13 protein-coding genes and 1 pseudogene are annotated in these 16,668 nt (G+C 60.8%); 12 read left to right on the top strand and 2 right to left on the bottom strand.

The window, feature by feature from the left end; translation table 11 throughout:
- The first annotated feature begins 164 nt into the window (after nt 1-164).
- Nucleotides 165-1,634 carry an IMP dehydrogenase gene (gene guaB, locus HU811_RS15940; RefSeq protein WP_092402627.1) on the top strand — a complete coding sequence of 490 codons (1,470 nt, stop codon included), beginning with the start codon at nt 165-167 and terminating at the stop codon, nt 1,632-1,634.
- 79 nt (nt 1,635-1,713) lie between these two features.
- Nucleotides 1,714-3,291, top strand: coding sequence for a glutamine-hydrolyzing GMP synthase (guaA, locus tag HU811_RS15935; protein WP_047227488.1), 1,578 nt, complete (start codon nt 1,714-1,716; stop codon nt 3,289-3,291).
- A 318-nt stretch (nt 3,292-3,609) separates the two neighbouring features.
- Here guaA and HU811_RS15930 read toward each other — a convergent pair whose 3' ends face one another.
- Nucleotides 3,610-4,221: a TetR/AcrR family transcriptional regulator gene (locus tag HU811_RS15930; protein ID WP_092402629.1), complete on the bottom strand. Its 612-nt coding sequence runs from the start codon at nt 4,219-4,221 to the stop codon at nt 3,610-3,612.
- A gap of 106 nt (nt 4,222-4,327) precedes the next feature.
- Here HU811_RS15930 and HU811_RS15925 point away from each other — a divergent pair, with 106 nt between their 5' ends.
- From HU811_RS15925 to HU811_RS15915, 3 genes are all read left to right on the top strand, one after another.
- Complete coding sequence (locus HU811_RS15925) at nt 4,328-5,242, top strand: SDR family oxidoreductase (RefSeq protein WP_092402631.1); 915 nt, start codon at nt 4,328-4,330, stop codon at nt 5,240-5,242.
- Nucleotides 5,243-5,345: 103 nt separating this feature from the next.
- On the top strand, nt 5,346-5,621 hold the full coding sequence (locus HU811_RS15920; RefSeq protein ID WP_186656890.1) for a hypothetical protein: 276 nt from the start codon (nt 5,346-5,348) through the stop codon (nt 5,619-5,621).
- Between the two features lie 4 nt (nt 5,622-5,625).
- A complete protein-coding gene (locus HU811_RS15915; protein ID WP_186656889.1) occupies nt 5,626-6,150 on the top strand; it encodes a helix-turn-helix transcriptional regulator in 525 nt (174 codons plus the stop codon).
- Nucleotides 6,151-6,189: 39 nt separating this feature from the next.
- On the opposite strand, the pseudogene treR reads toward HU811_RS15915, so the two are convergent.
- Nucleotides 6,190-6,893, bottom strand: a pseudogene (gene treR / locus HU811_RS15910) (trehalose operon repressor).
- Between the two features lie 244 nt (nt 6,894-7,137).
- Here treR and treP point away from each other — a divergent pair.
- The 7 genes from treP to tadA all read left to right on the top strand — a co-directional run bounded on the left by treP (nt 7,138) and on the right by tadA (nt 16,610).
- Nucleotides 7,138-8,580 (top strand): PTS system trehalose-specific EIIBC component, encoded by a 1,443-nt coding sequence (gene treP / locus HU811_RS15905; protein ID WP_186656887.1) that lies wholly within the window; start codon nt 7,138-7,140, stop codon nt 8,578-8,580.
- 72 nt (nt 8,581-8,652) lie between these two features.
- A complete protein-coding gene (gene treC, locus HU811_RS15900) occupies nt 8,653-10,296 on the top strand; it encodes an alpha,alpha-phosphotrehalase (protein WP_186656885.1) in 1,644 nt (547 codons plus the stop codon).
- A 141-nt stretch (nt 10,297-10,437) separates the two neighbouring features.
- Nucleotides 10,438-11,661 (top strand): maltoporin, encoded by a 1,224-nt coding sequence (locus HU811_RS15895; protein ID WP_092402643.1) that lies wholly within the window; start codon nt 10,438-10,440, stop codon nt 11,659-11,661.
- Between the two features lie 71 nt (nt 11,662-11,732).
- Nucleotides 11,733-14,267 carry a phosphoenolpyruvate--protein phosphotransferase gene (gene ptsP, locus HU811_RS15890; protein WP_186656883.1) on the top strand — a complete coding sequence of 845 codons (2,535 nt, stop codon included), beginning with the start codon at nt 11,733-11,735 and terminating at the stop codon, nt 14,265-14,267.
- Nucleotides 14,268-14,269: 2 nt separating this feature from the next.
- Nucleotides 14,270-14,557 carry a PTS sugar transporter subunit IIB gene (locus HU811_RS15885; protein WP_092402647.1) on the top strand — a complete coding sequence of 96 codons (288 nt, stop codon included), beginning with the start codon at nt 14,270-14,272 and terminating at the stop codon, nt 14,555-14,557.
- 179 nt (nt 14,558-14,736) lie between these two features.
- On the top strand, nt 14,737-16,113 hold the full coding sequence (locus HU811_RS15880) for a multicopper oxidase family protein (RefSeq protein ID WP_186656881.1): 1,377 nt from the start codon (nt 14,737-14,739) through the stop codon (nt 16,111-16,113).
- Complete coding sequence (gene tadA / locus HU811_RS15875; protein ID WP_092143896.1) at nt 16,113-16,610, top strand: tRNA adenosine(34) deaminase TadA; 498 nt, start codon at nt 16,113-16,115, stop codon at nt 16,608-16,610. Before HU811_RS15880 ends, tadA begins: the two co-directional genes overlap by 1 nt.
- The last annotated feature ends 58 nt before the right edge of the window (nt 16,611-16,668 follow it).

Genomic DNA, 16,668 nt, shown 5'->3' with positions numbered 1-16,668 from the left:
GCTTTCGCGAGCAAGCCCGCTCCCACAGGAATAGATGCAGGCGGTCAGGCATTGATTTAGCCCATCGATCAGCCAGGCAATAATAGACAGAGTTTTACATTGAGCCAGAGGGGGTCCATGAGTATAATGGCGCGCTTCCATTTTCCCGCTCGGGAGCCCCCGCGATGCTGCGTATCAGCCAAGAAGCTCTGACCTTCGACGACATTCTCTTAGTGCCTGGTTATTCCGAGGTACTGCCTAACGAAGTCAGTCTCAAAACCCGTCTTACCCGTGGCATCGAGCTGAATATTCCGCTGGTTTCCGCCGCCATGGACACCGTGACCGAAGCCCGTCTGGCTATTGCCATGGCCCAGGAAGGCGGAATCGGTATCATCCACAAGAACATGACCATCGAACAGCAGGCCGCCGAAGTGCGTAAGGTCAAGCGGTTCGAGGCTGGCGTGGTCAAGGATCCGATCACCATCGAGGCTGACGCCACGGTCCGTGATCTGTTCGAACTGACCCGCATGCACAACATCTCCGGCGTTCCGGTGCTGCACGATGGCGACCTGGTCGGCATCGTCACCTCCCGCGACGTGCGTTTCGAGAACCGTCTGGACGCCACCGTTCGCCAGGTGATGACGCCTAAAGAGCGTCTGGTCACGGTCAAGGAAGGCATCGGCAAGGACGAAGTTCGCGAGTTGCTGCACAAACACCGCATCGAACGCGTACTGATCGTCGACGACAAGTTTGCCCTCAAGGGCATGATGACCGTCAATGACATCGAAAAAGCCAAGGCTTATCCGCTGGCCAGCAAGGACGACCAGGGTCGTCTGCGCGTAGGCGCTGCGGTCGGCACCGGCAAGGACACCGGCGATCGCGTCGCGGCCCTGGTCAATGCCGGCGTCGACGTGGTGGTGGTCGACACCGCCCACGGTCACTCCAAAGGCGTGATCGACCGCGTTCGCTGGGTCAAGCAGAACTTCCCTGACGTGCAGGTGATCGGCGGCAACATCGCCACCGGCGCTGCCGCCAAGGCCCTGGCCGAAGCTGGCGCCGATGCAGTCAAGGTCGGTATCGGCCCTGGCTCGATCTGCACCACCCGCATTGTTGCCGGTGTCGGCGTGCCGCAAATCAGCGCCATCGCCAACGTCGCCGCTGCCCTTGAAGGCACTGGCGTACCGTTGATCGCCGACGGCGGCATCCGGTTCTCCGGTGACCTGTCCAAGGCCATCGTAGCCGGTGCCTCCTGCGTGATGATGGGGTCGATGTTCGCCGGTACTGAAGAAGCGCCAGGCGAAATCGAACTGTTCCAGGGCCGTAGCTACAAGGCGTATCGCGGCATGGGCTCGCTGGGCGCCATGTCCCAGGCCCAGGGCTCCTCCGATCGTTACTTCCAGGACTCCTCCGCAGGCGCCGAGAAGCTGGTGCCTGAAGGCATCGAAGGTCGCGTGCCGTACAAAGGCACCCTGAGCGCCATCATCCATCAACTGATGGGCGGCCTGCGTTCTTCCATGGGCTACACCGGCAGCGCCAACATCGACGAGATGCGCACCAAGCCGGAGTTCGTCCGCATCACCGGCGCCGGCATGGCCGAGTCCCATGTCCACGACGTGCAGATCACCAAGGAAGCGCCGAACTACCGAGTAGGTTAAGGCCTTCAGTAAAACGTTAATCACCGGGGCTGTTCATTCAGCCCCGAGTTGTTTCTGATTCACTACATGAGAATGAGTCATGGCCCTCGACATTCACGCTCACCGCATCCTGATCCTCGACTTCGGTTCCCAGTACACCCAGCTGATCGCCCGCCGCGTGCGTGAAATCGGTGTGTACTGCGAATTGCATCCGTTCGACATGGATGACGAAGCGATTCGCGAATTCGCGCCTAAAGGCGTCATCCTCGCCGGCGGCCCCGAGTCTGTGCACGAAGCCGACAGCCCGCGTTGCCCGCAAGCGGTGTTCGACCTGGGCGTGCCGGTCTTCGGTATCTGCTACGGCATGCAGACCATGGCCGAGCAGCTGGGCGGCAAGGTAGAAGGCTCCGACCTGCGTGAGTTCGGTTATGCCCGCGTTGACGTGGTTGGCAAGAGCCGCCTGTTGGACGGCATCGAAGACCACATCGACGCCGACGGCCTGTTCGGCCTCGACGTCTGGATGAGCCACGGTGACAAGGTCACCAAGATGCCGGAAGACTTCCACATCCTGGCCAGCACTCCGAGCTGCCCGATTGCCGGCATGTTCAACGATGATCGCCGTTACTACGGCGTACAGTTCCACCCGGAAGTGACCCACACCAAGCAGGGCGGCCGCATCCTGTCGCGCTTCATCCTCGACATCTGCGAATGCGAGGCCCTGTGGACTCCGTCGAAGATCGCTGAAGACGCCATCGCCCAGGTTCGCGCCCAGGTTGGCACCGATAACGTACTGCTCGGCCTGTCCGGCGGCGTGGACTCCTCGGTGGTTGCCGCGTTGCTGCACAAGGCCATCGGCGATCAACTGACCTGCGTCTTCGTCGACAACGGCCTGCTGCGCCTGCACGAAGGTGAGCAAGTGATGGCCATGTTCGCCGAGAACATGGGCGTCAAGGTGATCCGCGCCAACGCCGAAGAGCAGTTCCTGAACAACCTGGCCGGCGAGTCCGACCCGGAGAAGAAGCGCAAGATCATCGGCCGCACCTTCATCGACGTATTCGATGCCGAATCCTGCAAGCTGGACAACATCAAGTACCTGGCTCAAGGCACCATTTACCCCGACGTGATCGAGTCGGCCGGCGCCAAGAGCGGCAAGGCCCACGTGATCAAGTCCCACCACAACGTCGGTGGCCTGCCGGAAGAAATGAACCTCAAGCTGGTCGAGCCGCTGCGCGAGCTGTTCAAGGATGAGGTGCGTCGCCTCGGCCTGGAACTGGGCCTGCCGTACGACATGGTCTACCGCCACCCATTCCCAGGCCCGGGCCTGGGCGTGCGGATCCTCGGTGAAGTGAAGAAGGAATACGCCGACCTGCTGCGTCGCGCCGACCACATCTTCATCGAAGAACTGCGCAAGGCCGACTGGTACCACAAGGTCAGCCAGGCGTTCGTGGTGTTCCAGCCGGTGAAATCGGTGGGTGTGGTCGGCGACGGCCGTCGCTACGCCTGGGTCGTCGCCCTGCGCGCTGTGGAAACCATCGACTTCATGACCGCTCGCTGGGCGCACCTGCCGTACGAGCTGCTGGAAACCGTTTCCGGACGCATCATCAATGAAATCGAAGGCATCTCTCGCGTGACTTATGACGTGTCGAGCAAGCCGCCAGCGACGATTGAGTGGGAGTGAAATCAGGTCCTTTGGGGTCAACCGCAGGCTATCGAAAAGCCGCTGTAATGTATTGATTAAAAAGGTACGTCACGAAAGCTGAGGACGGACGTTCTTCGCGCTCGGTCTACAACAAGGCCGAGTACGCCGAGCAGCGGCGCTACATGCTGAGCGATGACGATGGGCCGGAAGATGCCGCCGAGGAGAGGGTGGCCTCCACACTGGCCGTATGACCTCGCAGTATGGCCCCGGCGTGCGCCGGGGCTCTTCCCGAACCGGACGCGGCAGTTCTGCCGCGTCCGGTCTCAATGGCCAACCGCAAACGCCTCGTCGCCACAGTCAAAGCTCTGTTCTCAAACTGTCAAAGGCGTCCTGCAGGAACTCGGCCACCGGCTTTCGCTGGCCGGTCTGATCCCGCCACGCCTGAAGCGCGAGTCTCATCGCACCGACGGACACCACAGCCACCATCCGAAGGGCCAGCCGCCGCTCAGGCTGCCGCCAGACCTCACACAGCGTATTGAACAGCGCTTGCTCCTGTTCCGCGTAGTACGCCTGCTTGCGTGCAAGAAGCGATTCGCTCGAACGCATGAGATTGTCCACGGCTGTCATCTGCTCGGTCGTATAGCGCGCGATGTGCTTGACCATCACATCGCGAACAGCATCGAGTGGCGGTACGTCGGGCGATGTCTTCAGCAGGTCGGCAATCAGCCTGGCCGAATCGGCGTCCTGCCAGAACAAGATGATGTCGTCCTTCGATTTGAAGTACGAGAAAAACGTGCGGCGCGAAATGCCAGCCGCTGCCGCGATGGTGTCCAGCGTTGTGCCTTCGTAACCGTTGGCGAGGAACAAGCGTTGGCCGGCCTCGGCGATGCGCTGACGTGTTTCGCGGCGCTTGCGTTCCCGCAAGCCTTCTGTGGGGGCTGCACCTGCGGGAGGGAGGGTTTCTGACATTTTCGATGGCCTGTTGCATTTATGCACTAAGTGCATTAAGTTTTAGCACTAAGTGCATATTTATGTGCACCTAGTGTACGTTCCCACTCCTCGGCAGGCAAGGATCATGACTCACTGGACAGCTTCCGATATCCCTTCCCAACGCGGCCGTACGGCGGTCGTCACCGGTACTGGCGGCCTTGGGTTCCAGGACGCGCTGGCGCTGGCCCGTGCCGGTGCGAATGTCATCATCGCAGGCCGAAATCGGTCGAAAGGGGCAGCAGCAGTCAATCAGATTCGCCAAAGTGTTCCCGGCGCGAATGTGACTTTCGAGGCTCTGGATCTCGCCAGCCTCGAATCCATCGAGGCGTTCGGCGAGAGCCTGCGGAGTTCGCGCGACAGCCTGGACTTGCTGATCAACAACGCGGCAGTGATGGCGCCGCCGAAGCGTCAGGTGACTTGCGACGGATTCGAGTTGCAGTTCGGCACGAACCACTTGGGGCACTTCGCCTTGACCGCCCAACTGCTGCCGCTGTTGCGCAAGGGTAACAAGCCACGCGTGGTCAGTCTTTCAAGCGTCGCCGCCCGAAGCGGCACGATCAACTTTGATGATCTGCAAGCTCAGCGCAGCTACAAGCCGATGCCGGTTTACAGTCAATCGAAACTCGCTTGCCTGATGTTCGCCCTTGAATTGCAACGCCGCAGCGATGCTGCGGGCTGGGGCATCCAGAGCGTCGCTGCCCATCCTGGCATCTCGCGCACCGATCTGCTGCCCAATGGCGCCGGTGCATGGAGCGTTCCGGGTATGGCTCGTCGGTACATGTGGTTCCTGTTCCAGCCGGCAGCGCAGGGGGCGTTGCCGACCCTCTTTGCCGCGACTTCAACGCAGGCTCAAGGCGGTGTCTATTACGGCCCGGACAGGCTCAGCGAAACACGCGGCTATCCGGCCGTTGCCAAGATACCTCCGCAAGCACTGGATACGGGCGTTGCTGCGAGGCTGTGGATTGAGTCGGAAGGGCTTACGGAAGCGGTCTTTCGGTAAACCAACCGCGCCTTTTTGAGACGTTGCTGTGTGCGGCTGCTTGAAAGAAGGGAAGGTTGTCATTTGACAACCCTGCGGTTCATGCGAATACTGGAGATCATGGATGATTCGTCTAACGCACCCGAAGAAAGAGATCGAAGACGCGCTCAGGCATGCCGAAGGGCGGGGGTGGCGCATAGAAGTTGGCGGCGGTCACGCCTGGGGACGGGTTTATTGGCCGTACAACGACGTGGAGTGCCGTTGTGGCGAGTTCTGCATCACTTCGATACGGAGCACGCCGAAGAATCCTGGCAACCATGCGCGAGCGTTGCGACGCGTCGTGGACAATTGCTCGACGCATCGCAATCGGCGCGATGCGGATTACGATGCTAAGGAATAGAACAATGGAATTTACCTTTACCTTGAAATATCAGCTTGCTGACAATGGTTGCACCCCGGATGAACTGGTCGAGCGGCTGGGTGAAGCGGGCTGCGACGATGCCTTGGTAGGCATCGGGCAGCCGGGGCGGCTGGCGCTTGAGTTCACTCGCGATGCGCCTGATGCGGTTGAGGCCGTGCTTAGTGCGCTGGGCGACGTTCGCCGCGCCGTGCCATCGGCCAGACTGATCGAGGTTGCGCCTGATTTAGTCGGGCTGACCGACGTAGCCGAGATCGTCGGTGTATCTCGGCAAAACATGCGCAAGCTGATGCTGGCTCATCCGGGCAGCTTCCCGACGCCCGTGCATGAGGGGAGTGCGTCTATCTGGCACTTGGCGGACGTTCTGACCTGGCTACAGGCCAAGGGCAGCTATTCGCTGACCAAGAACGTGTTGGGCGTGGCCCAGGTGGCTTTGCAGGTCAACGTCGCGAAAGAAGGCCGGCGGTTACCGGGCTTGCCTTTCAAAGGGCTGGAAGCTTTGGTTGGGTGACATGCTTGTGGCGTCGCTGAACGGGGATTGCACACGACTTCAGCGCCGCGCCACATCCGAAAAATAGAACTTGTCCAGGGTATGCCGCGATTCGGTGTACTCGAACTGTCGGCCGTCCTGGAGAAAGGTCTGGTTGCTGACCACGATGACGTGGCTCTGGCCGTCGAGGTCCAGGTGTTGCTGGTCGTCCTTACCGCAGCGGACCGCTTCGATGGTGCGCTGGGCATAGGCGATTTGTAGCTGCAGGGTCTGTTCGATGAAGGCGTAGATCGACTGCACAGCTATGTCGCGGGTCAGGCCGGGGATCACGTCGCTGACGAAATGGTTGATGTCCAGGATCACCCGTTTGCCATCGATTCGCCGGACCCGCTTGATGCGTGTGATCGGGCTGCCGGCGGAGGCCTTGATGTGCTCGAGCAGGGCGCCTTCCAACGCAGTTGAGTGAACTCGACCACATCGGTGCTGACATCGTCGCCCAGGCGTGGGTACGTCTCCTGGAAACTGACGATTCCGCCGAGCTGAAATTCGATGGGAGAGGTCGACAGCACAAAGGTGCCTTTGCCATGGATCTTCTGCGCAAAACCACGTTCCTGAAGCTGTTCGATGGCCTTGCGCACGGTGCCGCGACTGGCCTGGTAGCTGTCCATCAGTTCGGTTTCCGAAGGCAAGCGGGCGCCACGCTCCAGGCGTTCGGTGGTAATGCTGGTCAGCAGATCGTTGTAGATCTGGTTGTATTTACTCATGGAAATGGCTCTGTGCCGCGCTGTTCACCGGGGCGGAACCTTAAGGGGCAAGTGGGGGAGTTGTCCATTCGGCTGTCGTTATTTGATGGCAGGAGCGTAGGACGTTTCCTGTTTTATCAGGAGGTATCATAAACAATTTCAAAACTCGTCTGTACGAGTTGTTGATTTAACTCGTACAGACGAGTACTTTCCCTTCCACGTGCTGTCGACTCTCAATAACAAGAATGACGCGGAAGAAAAAAGCATGAGCCACGACTACCCCAAAATCGCCAGTGAGCTGCTGCAAAGCCTCGGTGGCGTCGACAATATCGAGCAGGCCGCCCATTGCGTGACGCGCCTGCGCCTGTCCCTCAAGGACGCCGCGCGGGTGGACAGCGCCGCGCTGAACCAGATTGACCTGGTCAAGGGCTCGTTTTTTACCGGCGGGCTGTTCCAGGTGGTCATCGGGCCGGGCGAAGTGGAGAAGGTCTACGCTGCCCTGCGGGAACTGACTGGCCTTGCGGCCGCGACCATTGCCGACGTCAAGCGCCAGGGCGCGCAGAAGGGCAACGGCATGCAGCGCCTGGTACGTGTGCTTTCCGACGTGTTCATGCCGATCCTGCCCGCACTGGTGATCGCCGGTCTGTTGATGGGCGTCAACAACCTGCTGGGCGCCAAGGGCATGTTCATTGCCGACCAGACGTTGCTCGACGCGTATCCGAACCTGGACGGTGTCTGGAGCCTGATCAACCTGATGGCCAACACGTCCTTCGTCTTTCTTCCGGCACTGGTGGGATGGTCGGCGGCCAAGCGTTTTGGCGGCAGTGAAATCCTCGGCATCGTGCTGGGCCTGATGCTGGTCCACCCGGACCTGCTCAACGCCTGGAACTACGGCAAGGCCGTGGCGGGACTGGAAGGCCAGAGCCTGCCCTATTTCGACATCTTCGGCTGGTTCCAGATCGAAAAAGTCGGCTATCAGGGGCAGATCCTGCCGATCCTGCTGGCGGCCTATGTCATGAGCGTGATCGAGAAGTGGTTGCGTGCCAGGGTGCCCAACGCTATCCAGCTGCTGGTGATTCCCATCACCACCATCGTGGTCACCGGGGTGCTGGCCCTCGCTATCATCGGGCCGGTCACCCGGCACCTCGGGATCCTGATCACCGAAGGCATGGTGGCGTTGTTCGACCTGGCGCCAGTGATTGGCGGCGCGATTTTCGGCCTGCTCTATGCGCCACTGGTGGTCACCGGCATGCACCACATGTTCCTGGCGGTGGACCTTCAGTTGATCTCGACCCAGGGCGGGACCTTTATCTGGCCGATGATCGTCATGTCCAACTTGGCCCAGGGTAGCGCAGCGCTGGCGGTGTTCTACATGACCCGCAATGTCCGGGACAAGAGCATGGCGTCCACCTCGGCGATTTCCGCTTACTTCGGCATCACGGAACCGGCGATGTTCGGGGTCAACCTGCGCTACAAATTCCCCTTTTACTGCGCCTTGGCCGGCTCGGCCCTGGGCTGCATTTTCCTCTCGTTGAACAAGATCAAGGCTTCGGCCATTGGCGTAGGAGGCTTGCCGGGTTTCATTTCAATCGTTCCCGACGCCATACCGATGTTCGTGATCGGCATGGTCATCGCCATGAGCGTGCCCTTTGCCCTGACCTGTGCATTGAGCATGAAGATCGTCCGGCCGGGATATCGGGTCGCCTGACACTTGTGAGATCCGGGCTGGCCCGCGATGAGGCCCCCGGATCAGTAGCAAACAGACTGAAGGAATCTCGCCATGCAAGACTGGCAACGCTCAGTGATCTACCAGATTTATCCGAAGAGTTTCTACAGCCATGGCGGCCAGGCAACCGGTGATTTGCTGGGCGTCGTGGACAAGCTCGACTACCTGCACTGGCTGGGTGTGGATTACCTGTGGCTCACCCCTTTCCTGCGTTCCCCACAACGGGACAATGGCTACGACATCAGCGATTACTACGCCATTGACCCCAGCTACGGCACCATGGCCGATTGCGAGTTGTTGATCGCCGAAGCTCACAGGCGCGGCATCAAGCTGATGCTCGATATCGTGGTCAACCACACTTCCATCGAGCATCCCTGGTTCCAGGCCGCCCGCAGCAGCCTCGACAACCCATACCGTGATTTCTATATCTGGCGCGACCAGCCCAACAGTTGGGAGTCAAAATTCGGTGGTTCTGCCTGGGAGTACGAAGCGCAGACCGGCCAGTATTACTTGCACCTGTTCGACCACACCCAGGCCGATCTGAATTGGGACAACCCTCGGGTGCGCGCCGAAGTGTTCAAGATGATGCGCTTCTGGCGGGACAAGGGCGTGGGTGGTTTCCGTCTCGATGTGATCAACCTGATCTCCAAGCCGGCCGACTTTCCTGACGATCACACCGATGGCCGACGTTTCTATACCGATGGCCCGAACGTACACCGCTATCTGCAGGACATGCACCGGGAAGTCTTCGAAGGTTTCGACCTGATCAACGTCGGCGAGATGTCGTCCACCAACCTTGAACACTGCATTCGTTACTCGTGCCCGGACTCACGGGAGTTGTCGATGACCTTCAACTTCCATCATTTGAAAGTGGATTACCCGAACCTGCAAAAGTGGGTGCGGGCCGACTTCGACTTTCTTGAACTCAAGCGCATCCTTTCCGACTGGCAGATCGGCATGCAGGCCGGTGGCGGCTGGAACGCACTGTTCTGGTGTAACCACGATCAGCCGCGGGTGGTATCACGTTTCGGCCATGACGGAGAGTATCGGGTGGTCTCGGCGAAGATGCTCGCCACCGCGCTGCACTTTCTCCAGGGCACCCCCTTCGTGTACCAGGGCGAGGAACTGGGGATGACCAATCCGGGCTTCGATCACATCGATCAATACCGCGATGTGGAAACCCTGAACATCTACCGCCTCAAGCGCAACGCCGGTGTGCCTGAAGCCGAGGCCATGGCGCCGATCATGCAAAAGTCCCGCGACAACGGGCGCACGCCGATGCAATGGACTGCCGGGCCGAACGCCGGCTTCAGCCATGCCCAACCCTGGATCGACGTACCCGACAATGCGGCCTTCATCAACGTCGAGCAGCAACTGCAAGACTCGACCTCGGTGCTGCATTACTACCGTCGCTTGATTGCCCTGCGCCGCAGCGAAGCGCTGATCCAGGACGGGGTCTATCGCCTGCTACTGCCCGAGCATCCCCATGTGTGGGCGTACCTGCGCGAAGGGCAAGGCGAGCGCCTGCTGGTCGTCAGCCACTTTTATGGTGGCGACTGCGAAGTCCAGTTGCCCGAAGGGATTCTCTCCGGAGGCACGAAGCAACGATGGGTGATCGGCAACTACGACCGCCAACACCGTGAGCGACGATTGTTCCTACGCCCCTACGAGTCGTTTGTGTTGCACCTGAGCGACTGAATAAACGTCATTTCTGACGACGCATTGCTTGATAGCGACCACGTTGCGCTCGACGCACCGTGTGCCCTTTGTCGTCCATTTGTTGGCAGGCGAAGGCAGATTGAAGTGCATCAAAAAACAATAAAAAAGAAAGGGCGGCATATGAAAACAACAATAAATCGTGGACTTGCGGTGTCTTGTATCTGCCTGACATTGCCATTCCCGGCCCAGGCTCTGGAGTTCTCCGGCTACCTGCGCAGTGGCGTCGGCAGCGCCACCAATGGCCGCTCCCAATCCTGTTTCCAGTTGCCCGGGGCGCAAAGCAAATACCGATTGGGCAACGAGTGCGAACAATATGGCGAACTGGAGCTGCGCCAGGATCTTTTCACCCTCGACGATGGCTCGGTGCTGAGCGTGGATGGCATGGCGTCGCTGTATAACCGTTACGACCGCACGCCGACTTTCCAGGGCGAAAACGGTGCGGCTCGGATGCCGCAGATGTATGCCCAGTGGTCGAACATGCCCAGCCTGAACGGAGGCTCGCTCTGGGCCGGTCGGCGTTACTACAAACGTAACGACATCCATATTTCCGATTTCTACTACTGGAACCAGAGCGCCACCGGGGCCGGAATCGAGGACGTGTTGATCGGCGGGCTGAAATACAGCTACGCCTTTTCGCGCAAGGACAACCTGTACCAGAAAGATCCGGTCAACCGGCATGATTTCAACGTCGGCGGCTTCGATACCAACCCCGGTGGCGAGCTGGAGTTCGGCGTGAGCTTCATCGACCAAGCGAATCGTCGCGACGCTCATCGCGGTTGGGCCTTGACCGCCCAGCATGTGCAGCAGGGCTTCCTTGGCGGCAAGAATAAACTGGCTTTGCAATATGGCGAAGGGCCCGGCACCGGGCTGGGTTATACCGGCGACACCGGGCTGGACGACAGCAACAAGAGCTATCGTCTGGTGGAGTTTTTCGATTGGCAGGTCACGCCGCGTTTCGGCGGGCAGGTGCAGGCGGTGTACCAGAAGGATATCCGCCCCGAGGGTGCCGACCAGGACTGGCTGTCGTTGGGGGTTCGCCCGGCCTACGCCATCACTGATCAGTTCAAGCTGGTGGCCGAACTGGGTCATGATCAAGTGCAGGCCAGTGATGGAACGCGCAAGCTGAGCAAATTCACCTTTGCCCCTACTTGGTCGCCCAAGGGCCCGGAATTCTGGGCTCGCCCGGAAGTACGACTGTATTACACCTACGCCAGTTGGAACGCGGCGGCCCAGCGCGCAGCCAATGAATTGGCGGCCGGTTCGGCGCTGTCCGACACCGGTGCATTTGGCGGCACGCGGCATGGTTCCAACGTGGGCGTGCAGGTCGAGTACTGGTGGAAATGACCCGTGTGGCGCGGGTCGGTGGACTTTCCATGCCCGCGATGCGAAAAGAACAGACAGCAGCAGGTGAAGTCATGAACACAACGCAACCTTTGCAATTGCTCGCACCGTTGTCCGGGGTCTTGATGCCCTTGGACAACGTGCCTGATCCGGTCTTCTCCAACCGTGTAGTGGGGGATGGAATCTGCATCGATCCAACTTCGCAGACCCTTTGCGCGCCGCTCTCCGGTGTCGTCGGCACGCTCCAGGACAGCGCCCATGCGGTGAGTGTCACCGGTGACAACGGCGTTCAGGTGTTGATGCACATCGGCTTGGACACGGTGAACCTGGCGGGCAAGGGCTTTACTTCCCGGGTAGAAATAGGTCAACGAGTCGAGGTCGGGCAACCACTGATCGATTTCGATGCCGACTACATCGCCTTGCACGCGCGCAGTCTGTTGACGTTGATGCTGGTGGTCACTGGCGAAGACTTCATCCTGATACCGGCCCAGTCGTCCTGTGTGGAAAGCGGTCAGCCGCTGTTGCAGGTGAGTCAAGGGACACAAGGGCAGGACGCACAGGCGCAACAGGGCTCGGTGCTGTTTTCCAAGGCGCTGATCCTGCCGAATGACAGCGGTCTGCATGCGCGTCCCGCTGCGGTGTTCGCCCAGGCAGCCAAAGGCTTTGATGCGGACATCTGCTTGCACAAGCAGCAAGCCAGCGCCAATGCCAAATCCGTGGTGGCGATCATGGCGTTGCAGACGGGCCAGGGCGACAGTTTGCAGATCAGTGCCGCCGGTCCACAGGCCGAACAGGCGCTTGAGGCACTGACGCAACTATTGTTGGCGGGCTGCGGCGAATCCGTCCGGGCGCAGCCAACGCCAGAAGTGCCCATGTGCGTCGAACCGGCCACGCCTGATCGCTGGCAAGGCGTGTGTGCCTCGCCAGGCTCGGTGTCGGGCGTGGTGGTGCAGATCGCCACCCAGACGTTGGAAGTGCAAGAGCCAGGTGCGGGAATCGAGACCGAGCAGGCCCTTCTGGACCAGGCGTTGAACCAGGCGAACCAGGCATTGAAGGCGTTGCAGAGCGAGAGTGCGGGCAGCGTCCAGGCCCAGATTTTTAGCGCTCATCAGGAGTTGCTGGAAGACCCCACCTTGCTGGAGCAGGCTCGGAATTTGATCGTCGAAGGCAAGAGTGCGGCCTTTGCCTGGAAAACCACGACCGAAACCACCGCCAGGCAGTTCCAGCAATCGGGCAGTGCCCTGCTGGCCGAGCGCGCGATGGACCTGTCCGATGTCGGGCATCGGGTCCTCAAGCTGATTCTCGGCGTACGGGACCACGTCTGGGATCTGCCCGAGCAGGCGATTCTGGTGGCCGCGCAGCTGACGCCATCCCAGACCGCCAACCTGGACACCTCGCGAATCGCCGGTTTCGTCACGGTGGGTGGCGGTGCTACCAGCCATGTGGCGATCCTGGCTCGTGCGCTGGGCCTGCCGTCGTTGTGTGGCGTGCCTGAGCAGGTATTGACCCTCGCCAACGGCACCCCGGTGTTGCTGGACGCCGACAGCGGCGAACTGCACTTGAATCCAGATCCGATGCGGATTGAACAACTCCAGGCCTCCCGTGACCGACAGTTGCGACGGCAGCGGCGTGACCTTGAACAATCGGCCTTGGCGGCCCGTACCCTTGATGGTCATCGAGTCGAAGTGAGTGCCAATGTGGGGTCGTTACAGGACGTGGAGCAGGCCATGACCCTGGGAGGCGAAGGTGTCGGGTTGTTGCGCTCCGAACTGCTTTACCTCGATCGCGCGCACCCACCTGGTCATGACGAGCAAGCGGCCTTGTACAGCGCCGTCGCTCGGGCCCTGGGGGCCGAGCGCAATCTGGTGGTGCGTACCCTGGATGTGGGTGGGGACAAGCCGCTGGCCTATGTGCCGATGGCCCGCGAGGCCAATCCGTTCTTGGGCATGCGCGGTATTCGCCTGTGCCTGGAGCGCCCCCAGTTGTTGCGCGAACAGTTCCGGGCAATTCTCGCCTGTTCGGGCATGACGCGGCTGCACATCATGCTGCCAATGGTCACCCAACTGTCGGAGTTGCGCGTGGCGCGGCAGATGCTGGACGAAGAAGTGCGCAACCTGGGCCTGCCGCAAACGCCGAAGCTGGGCATCATGATCGAAGTTCCGGCGGCGGCCCTGATGGCCGACCTGTTTGCTCCTGAAGTGGATTTCTTCTCCATCGGGACCAACGACCTGACCCAATACACCCTGGCCATGGATCGCGACCACCCGCGCTTGGCCAGCCAGGCCGATGGCCTGCATCCGTCGGTGCTGCGCCTGATTGCCCGGACGGTCGAGGCCGCTCACGCCCATGGCAAATGGGTCGGGGTGTGTGGCGCGCTGGCGTCGGAAACCTTGGCGGTGCCGGTGTTACTTGGCCTTGGCGTGGATGAGCTATCGGTCAGTGTGCCGTTGATTCCGGCCATCAAGGCCTGCGTGCGTGAATGGGATCTGCGCGAATGCCGTACGCTGGCCCAACAGGCCTTGGGCCAGGAAAGCGCCGAGCAAGTGCGCGACCTCTTGCGTATTCATTCACCCACGGCCAGTCCGGCCACCCTGGCCATGGAGCATTGAACATGTTCGACAAACTGCAACAGGCATTCTGGAAAGCCCTGACCCCGGACCTGGTACCGGAAGAGCCCAGGCCAGCGACAGCGGTTGATGAGCTGTCACCGGCCATCGTCGCCGCGCTGGGCGGCGTGGATAACCTCAAATCCCATCAGCCGGTGGCATTGACGCGGCTGCGGGTGGAATTGCGAGATGTGGGACGAATCGACCGGCCGGGGCTGAGTGCGGCCGGGGTCGCCGGGGTAATGACGCTGGGAAACGGCGTGGTGCATCTGATTACCGGCTTGCAAGCCTGAGCCGGAGCCTGCGGTATTCGATCTGTGGCAAGGAAATCAATACCCTCGCCACAGATTGTCCATCAGCAGGATGGCAGCCCTTGGTCATAACCGCTCTTACTGTTTCTCATCTGCGGGTGTATCGTATTCGCCTTTTGCGGACCTGCCGGTTCGCCGCAGATTCAAAGGTGGTTGCGTTCATGTCCTTTACCCGTCGCCAAATACTCGGTGGCCTGGCCGGTCTTGTTGTCGTTGGCGTGGGTGCAGGTGGGGCATCGCGGTATTGGTTGGGCAAGATGGCCGATGCCGAGGCCGGTCACGACTATGAGTTGATCGCGGCTCCGCTGGACGTCGAGCTGGTGGCCGGGCACAAGACCCAGGCCTGGGCCTTTGGTCCGTCGGCACCGGGCACCGAATTGCGGGTGCGCCAGGGCGAATGGTTGCGGGTGCGCTTCATCAATCACCTGCCGGTGGCGACCACCATTCACTGGCACGGTATCCGGCTGCCGCTGGAGATGGACGGCGTGCCGTATGTCTCGCAATTGCCGGTGCTGCCGGGTGAGTATTTCGATTACAAGTTCCGCGTGCCGGACGCCGGCAGCTACTGGTATCACCCCCACGTCAACAGCAGCGAAGAACTGGGTCGCGGGCTTGTCGGGCCCTTGATTGTCGAAGAGCGCGAGCCCACCGGCTTCAAATACGAGCAGACCCTGAGCCTGAAGAACTGGCATGTGGATGAGCAAGGCGAGTTCGTCGCCTTCAGTATTCCCCGTGAAGCAGCCCGTGGCGGGACGGCCGGGCGTCTGTCGACCATCAACGGCGTGTCGCTGCCGGTCATTGATCTGCCAGCCGGACAGATCACCCGGGTACGCTTGCTGAACCTGGACAATACCCTGACTTATCGCATCAACATTCCTGGCGTCGAGGCGCAGATCTACGCCCTGGACGGCAACCCTGTCGAGCCGCGCCCGTTGGGCAAGGAATACTGGCTGGGGCCGGGCATGCGTATTTGTCTGGCGATCAAGGCGCCGCCGGCCGGGGAAGAGTTGTCATTGCGCAATGGCCCGGTGCGCCTGGGCACGTTGCGCTCCGTGCCCAACAACGAGGCGCCGGCCCAGTGGCCGCCCGCGCTGCCACCTAACCCGGTGGCTGAGCCCGACCTGGCCAATGCCGAGAAACTCAACTTCAATTTCGAGTGGGTCGGTTCGGTGTCGGTCAACGTCGACAACGGCAAACCGCCCAGCCTTTGGCAGATCAACGGCAAGGCCTGGGACATCACCGACAAGACCTGCGCCGACCGGCCAATCGCCACGCTGAAGAAAGGCCAGAGCTACATTTTCGAATTGAAGAACATGACTCAGTACCAGCATCCGATCCATTTGCACGGCATGAGCTTCAAAGTGATTGCTTCCAACCGGCACAAGGTCATCCCGTATTTCACCGACACCTATCTGCTGGGCAAGAACGAGCGGGCGCAGGTCGCGCTGGTGGCGGATAACCCGGGGGTGTGGATGTTCCATTGCCATGTGATCGACCACATGGAAACCGGCCTGATGGCCGCCATCGAGGTGGCGTGATGCGCCAGATTCGTCCTGCCCGGATCATTGATCGCAGCCGTGACCAGGATTTCATGCGTGAAGCCCTGGCCCTCGCCGCACAAGGCGCGGCACTGGGGGAAGTGCCGGTGGGCGCGGTGCTGGTGCAGGACGGTGAGATCATCGGGCGCGGCTTCAACTGCCCGATCAGCGGACATGACCCCAGCGCCCACGCGGAAATGGTCGCCATCCGCGCCGCCGCCCAGGCTGTCAGCAACTATCGTCTGCCGGGCAGTACCCTCTATGTGACGCTGGAGCCCTGCAGCATGTGCGCCGGACTCATCGTCCACTCGCGCATCGCCCGGGTCGTCTACGGCGCCCTGGAGCCCAAGGCCGGCATCGTGCAGAGCCAGGGGCAATTTTTTAGTCAGGGGTTCCTGAATCATCGAGTGATGTTCGAGGGCGGGGTGCTGGCTGAAGAGTGCAGTGCGGTGCTAAGTGAGTTTTTCAAGGCTCGCAGAGCCAAATCCCAAGACTGACACCGTGCCCCCTAATGTGGGAGTCAATCTCTGTGGGAGCAAGGCTTGCCCGCGATGA

The sequence above is a fragment of the Pseudomonas tehranensis genome (genome assembly GCF_014268615.1).
Lineage (GTDB): Bacteria > Pseudomonadota > Gammaproteobacteria > Pseudomonadales > Pseudomonadaceae > Aquipseudomonas > Aquipseudomonas tehranensis.
The sequence above is the reverse complement of the archived record's forward strand: the minus strand, read 5'-3'. Positions and strand labels throughout refer to the sequence as shown.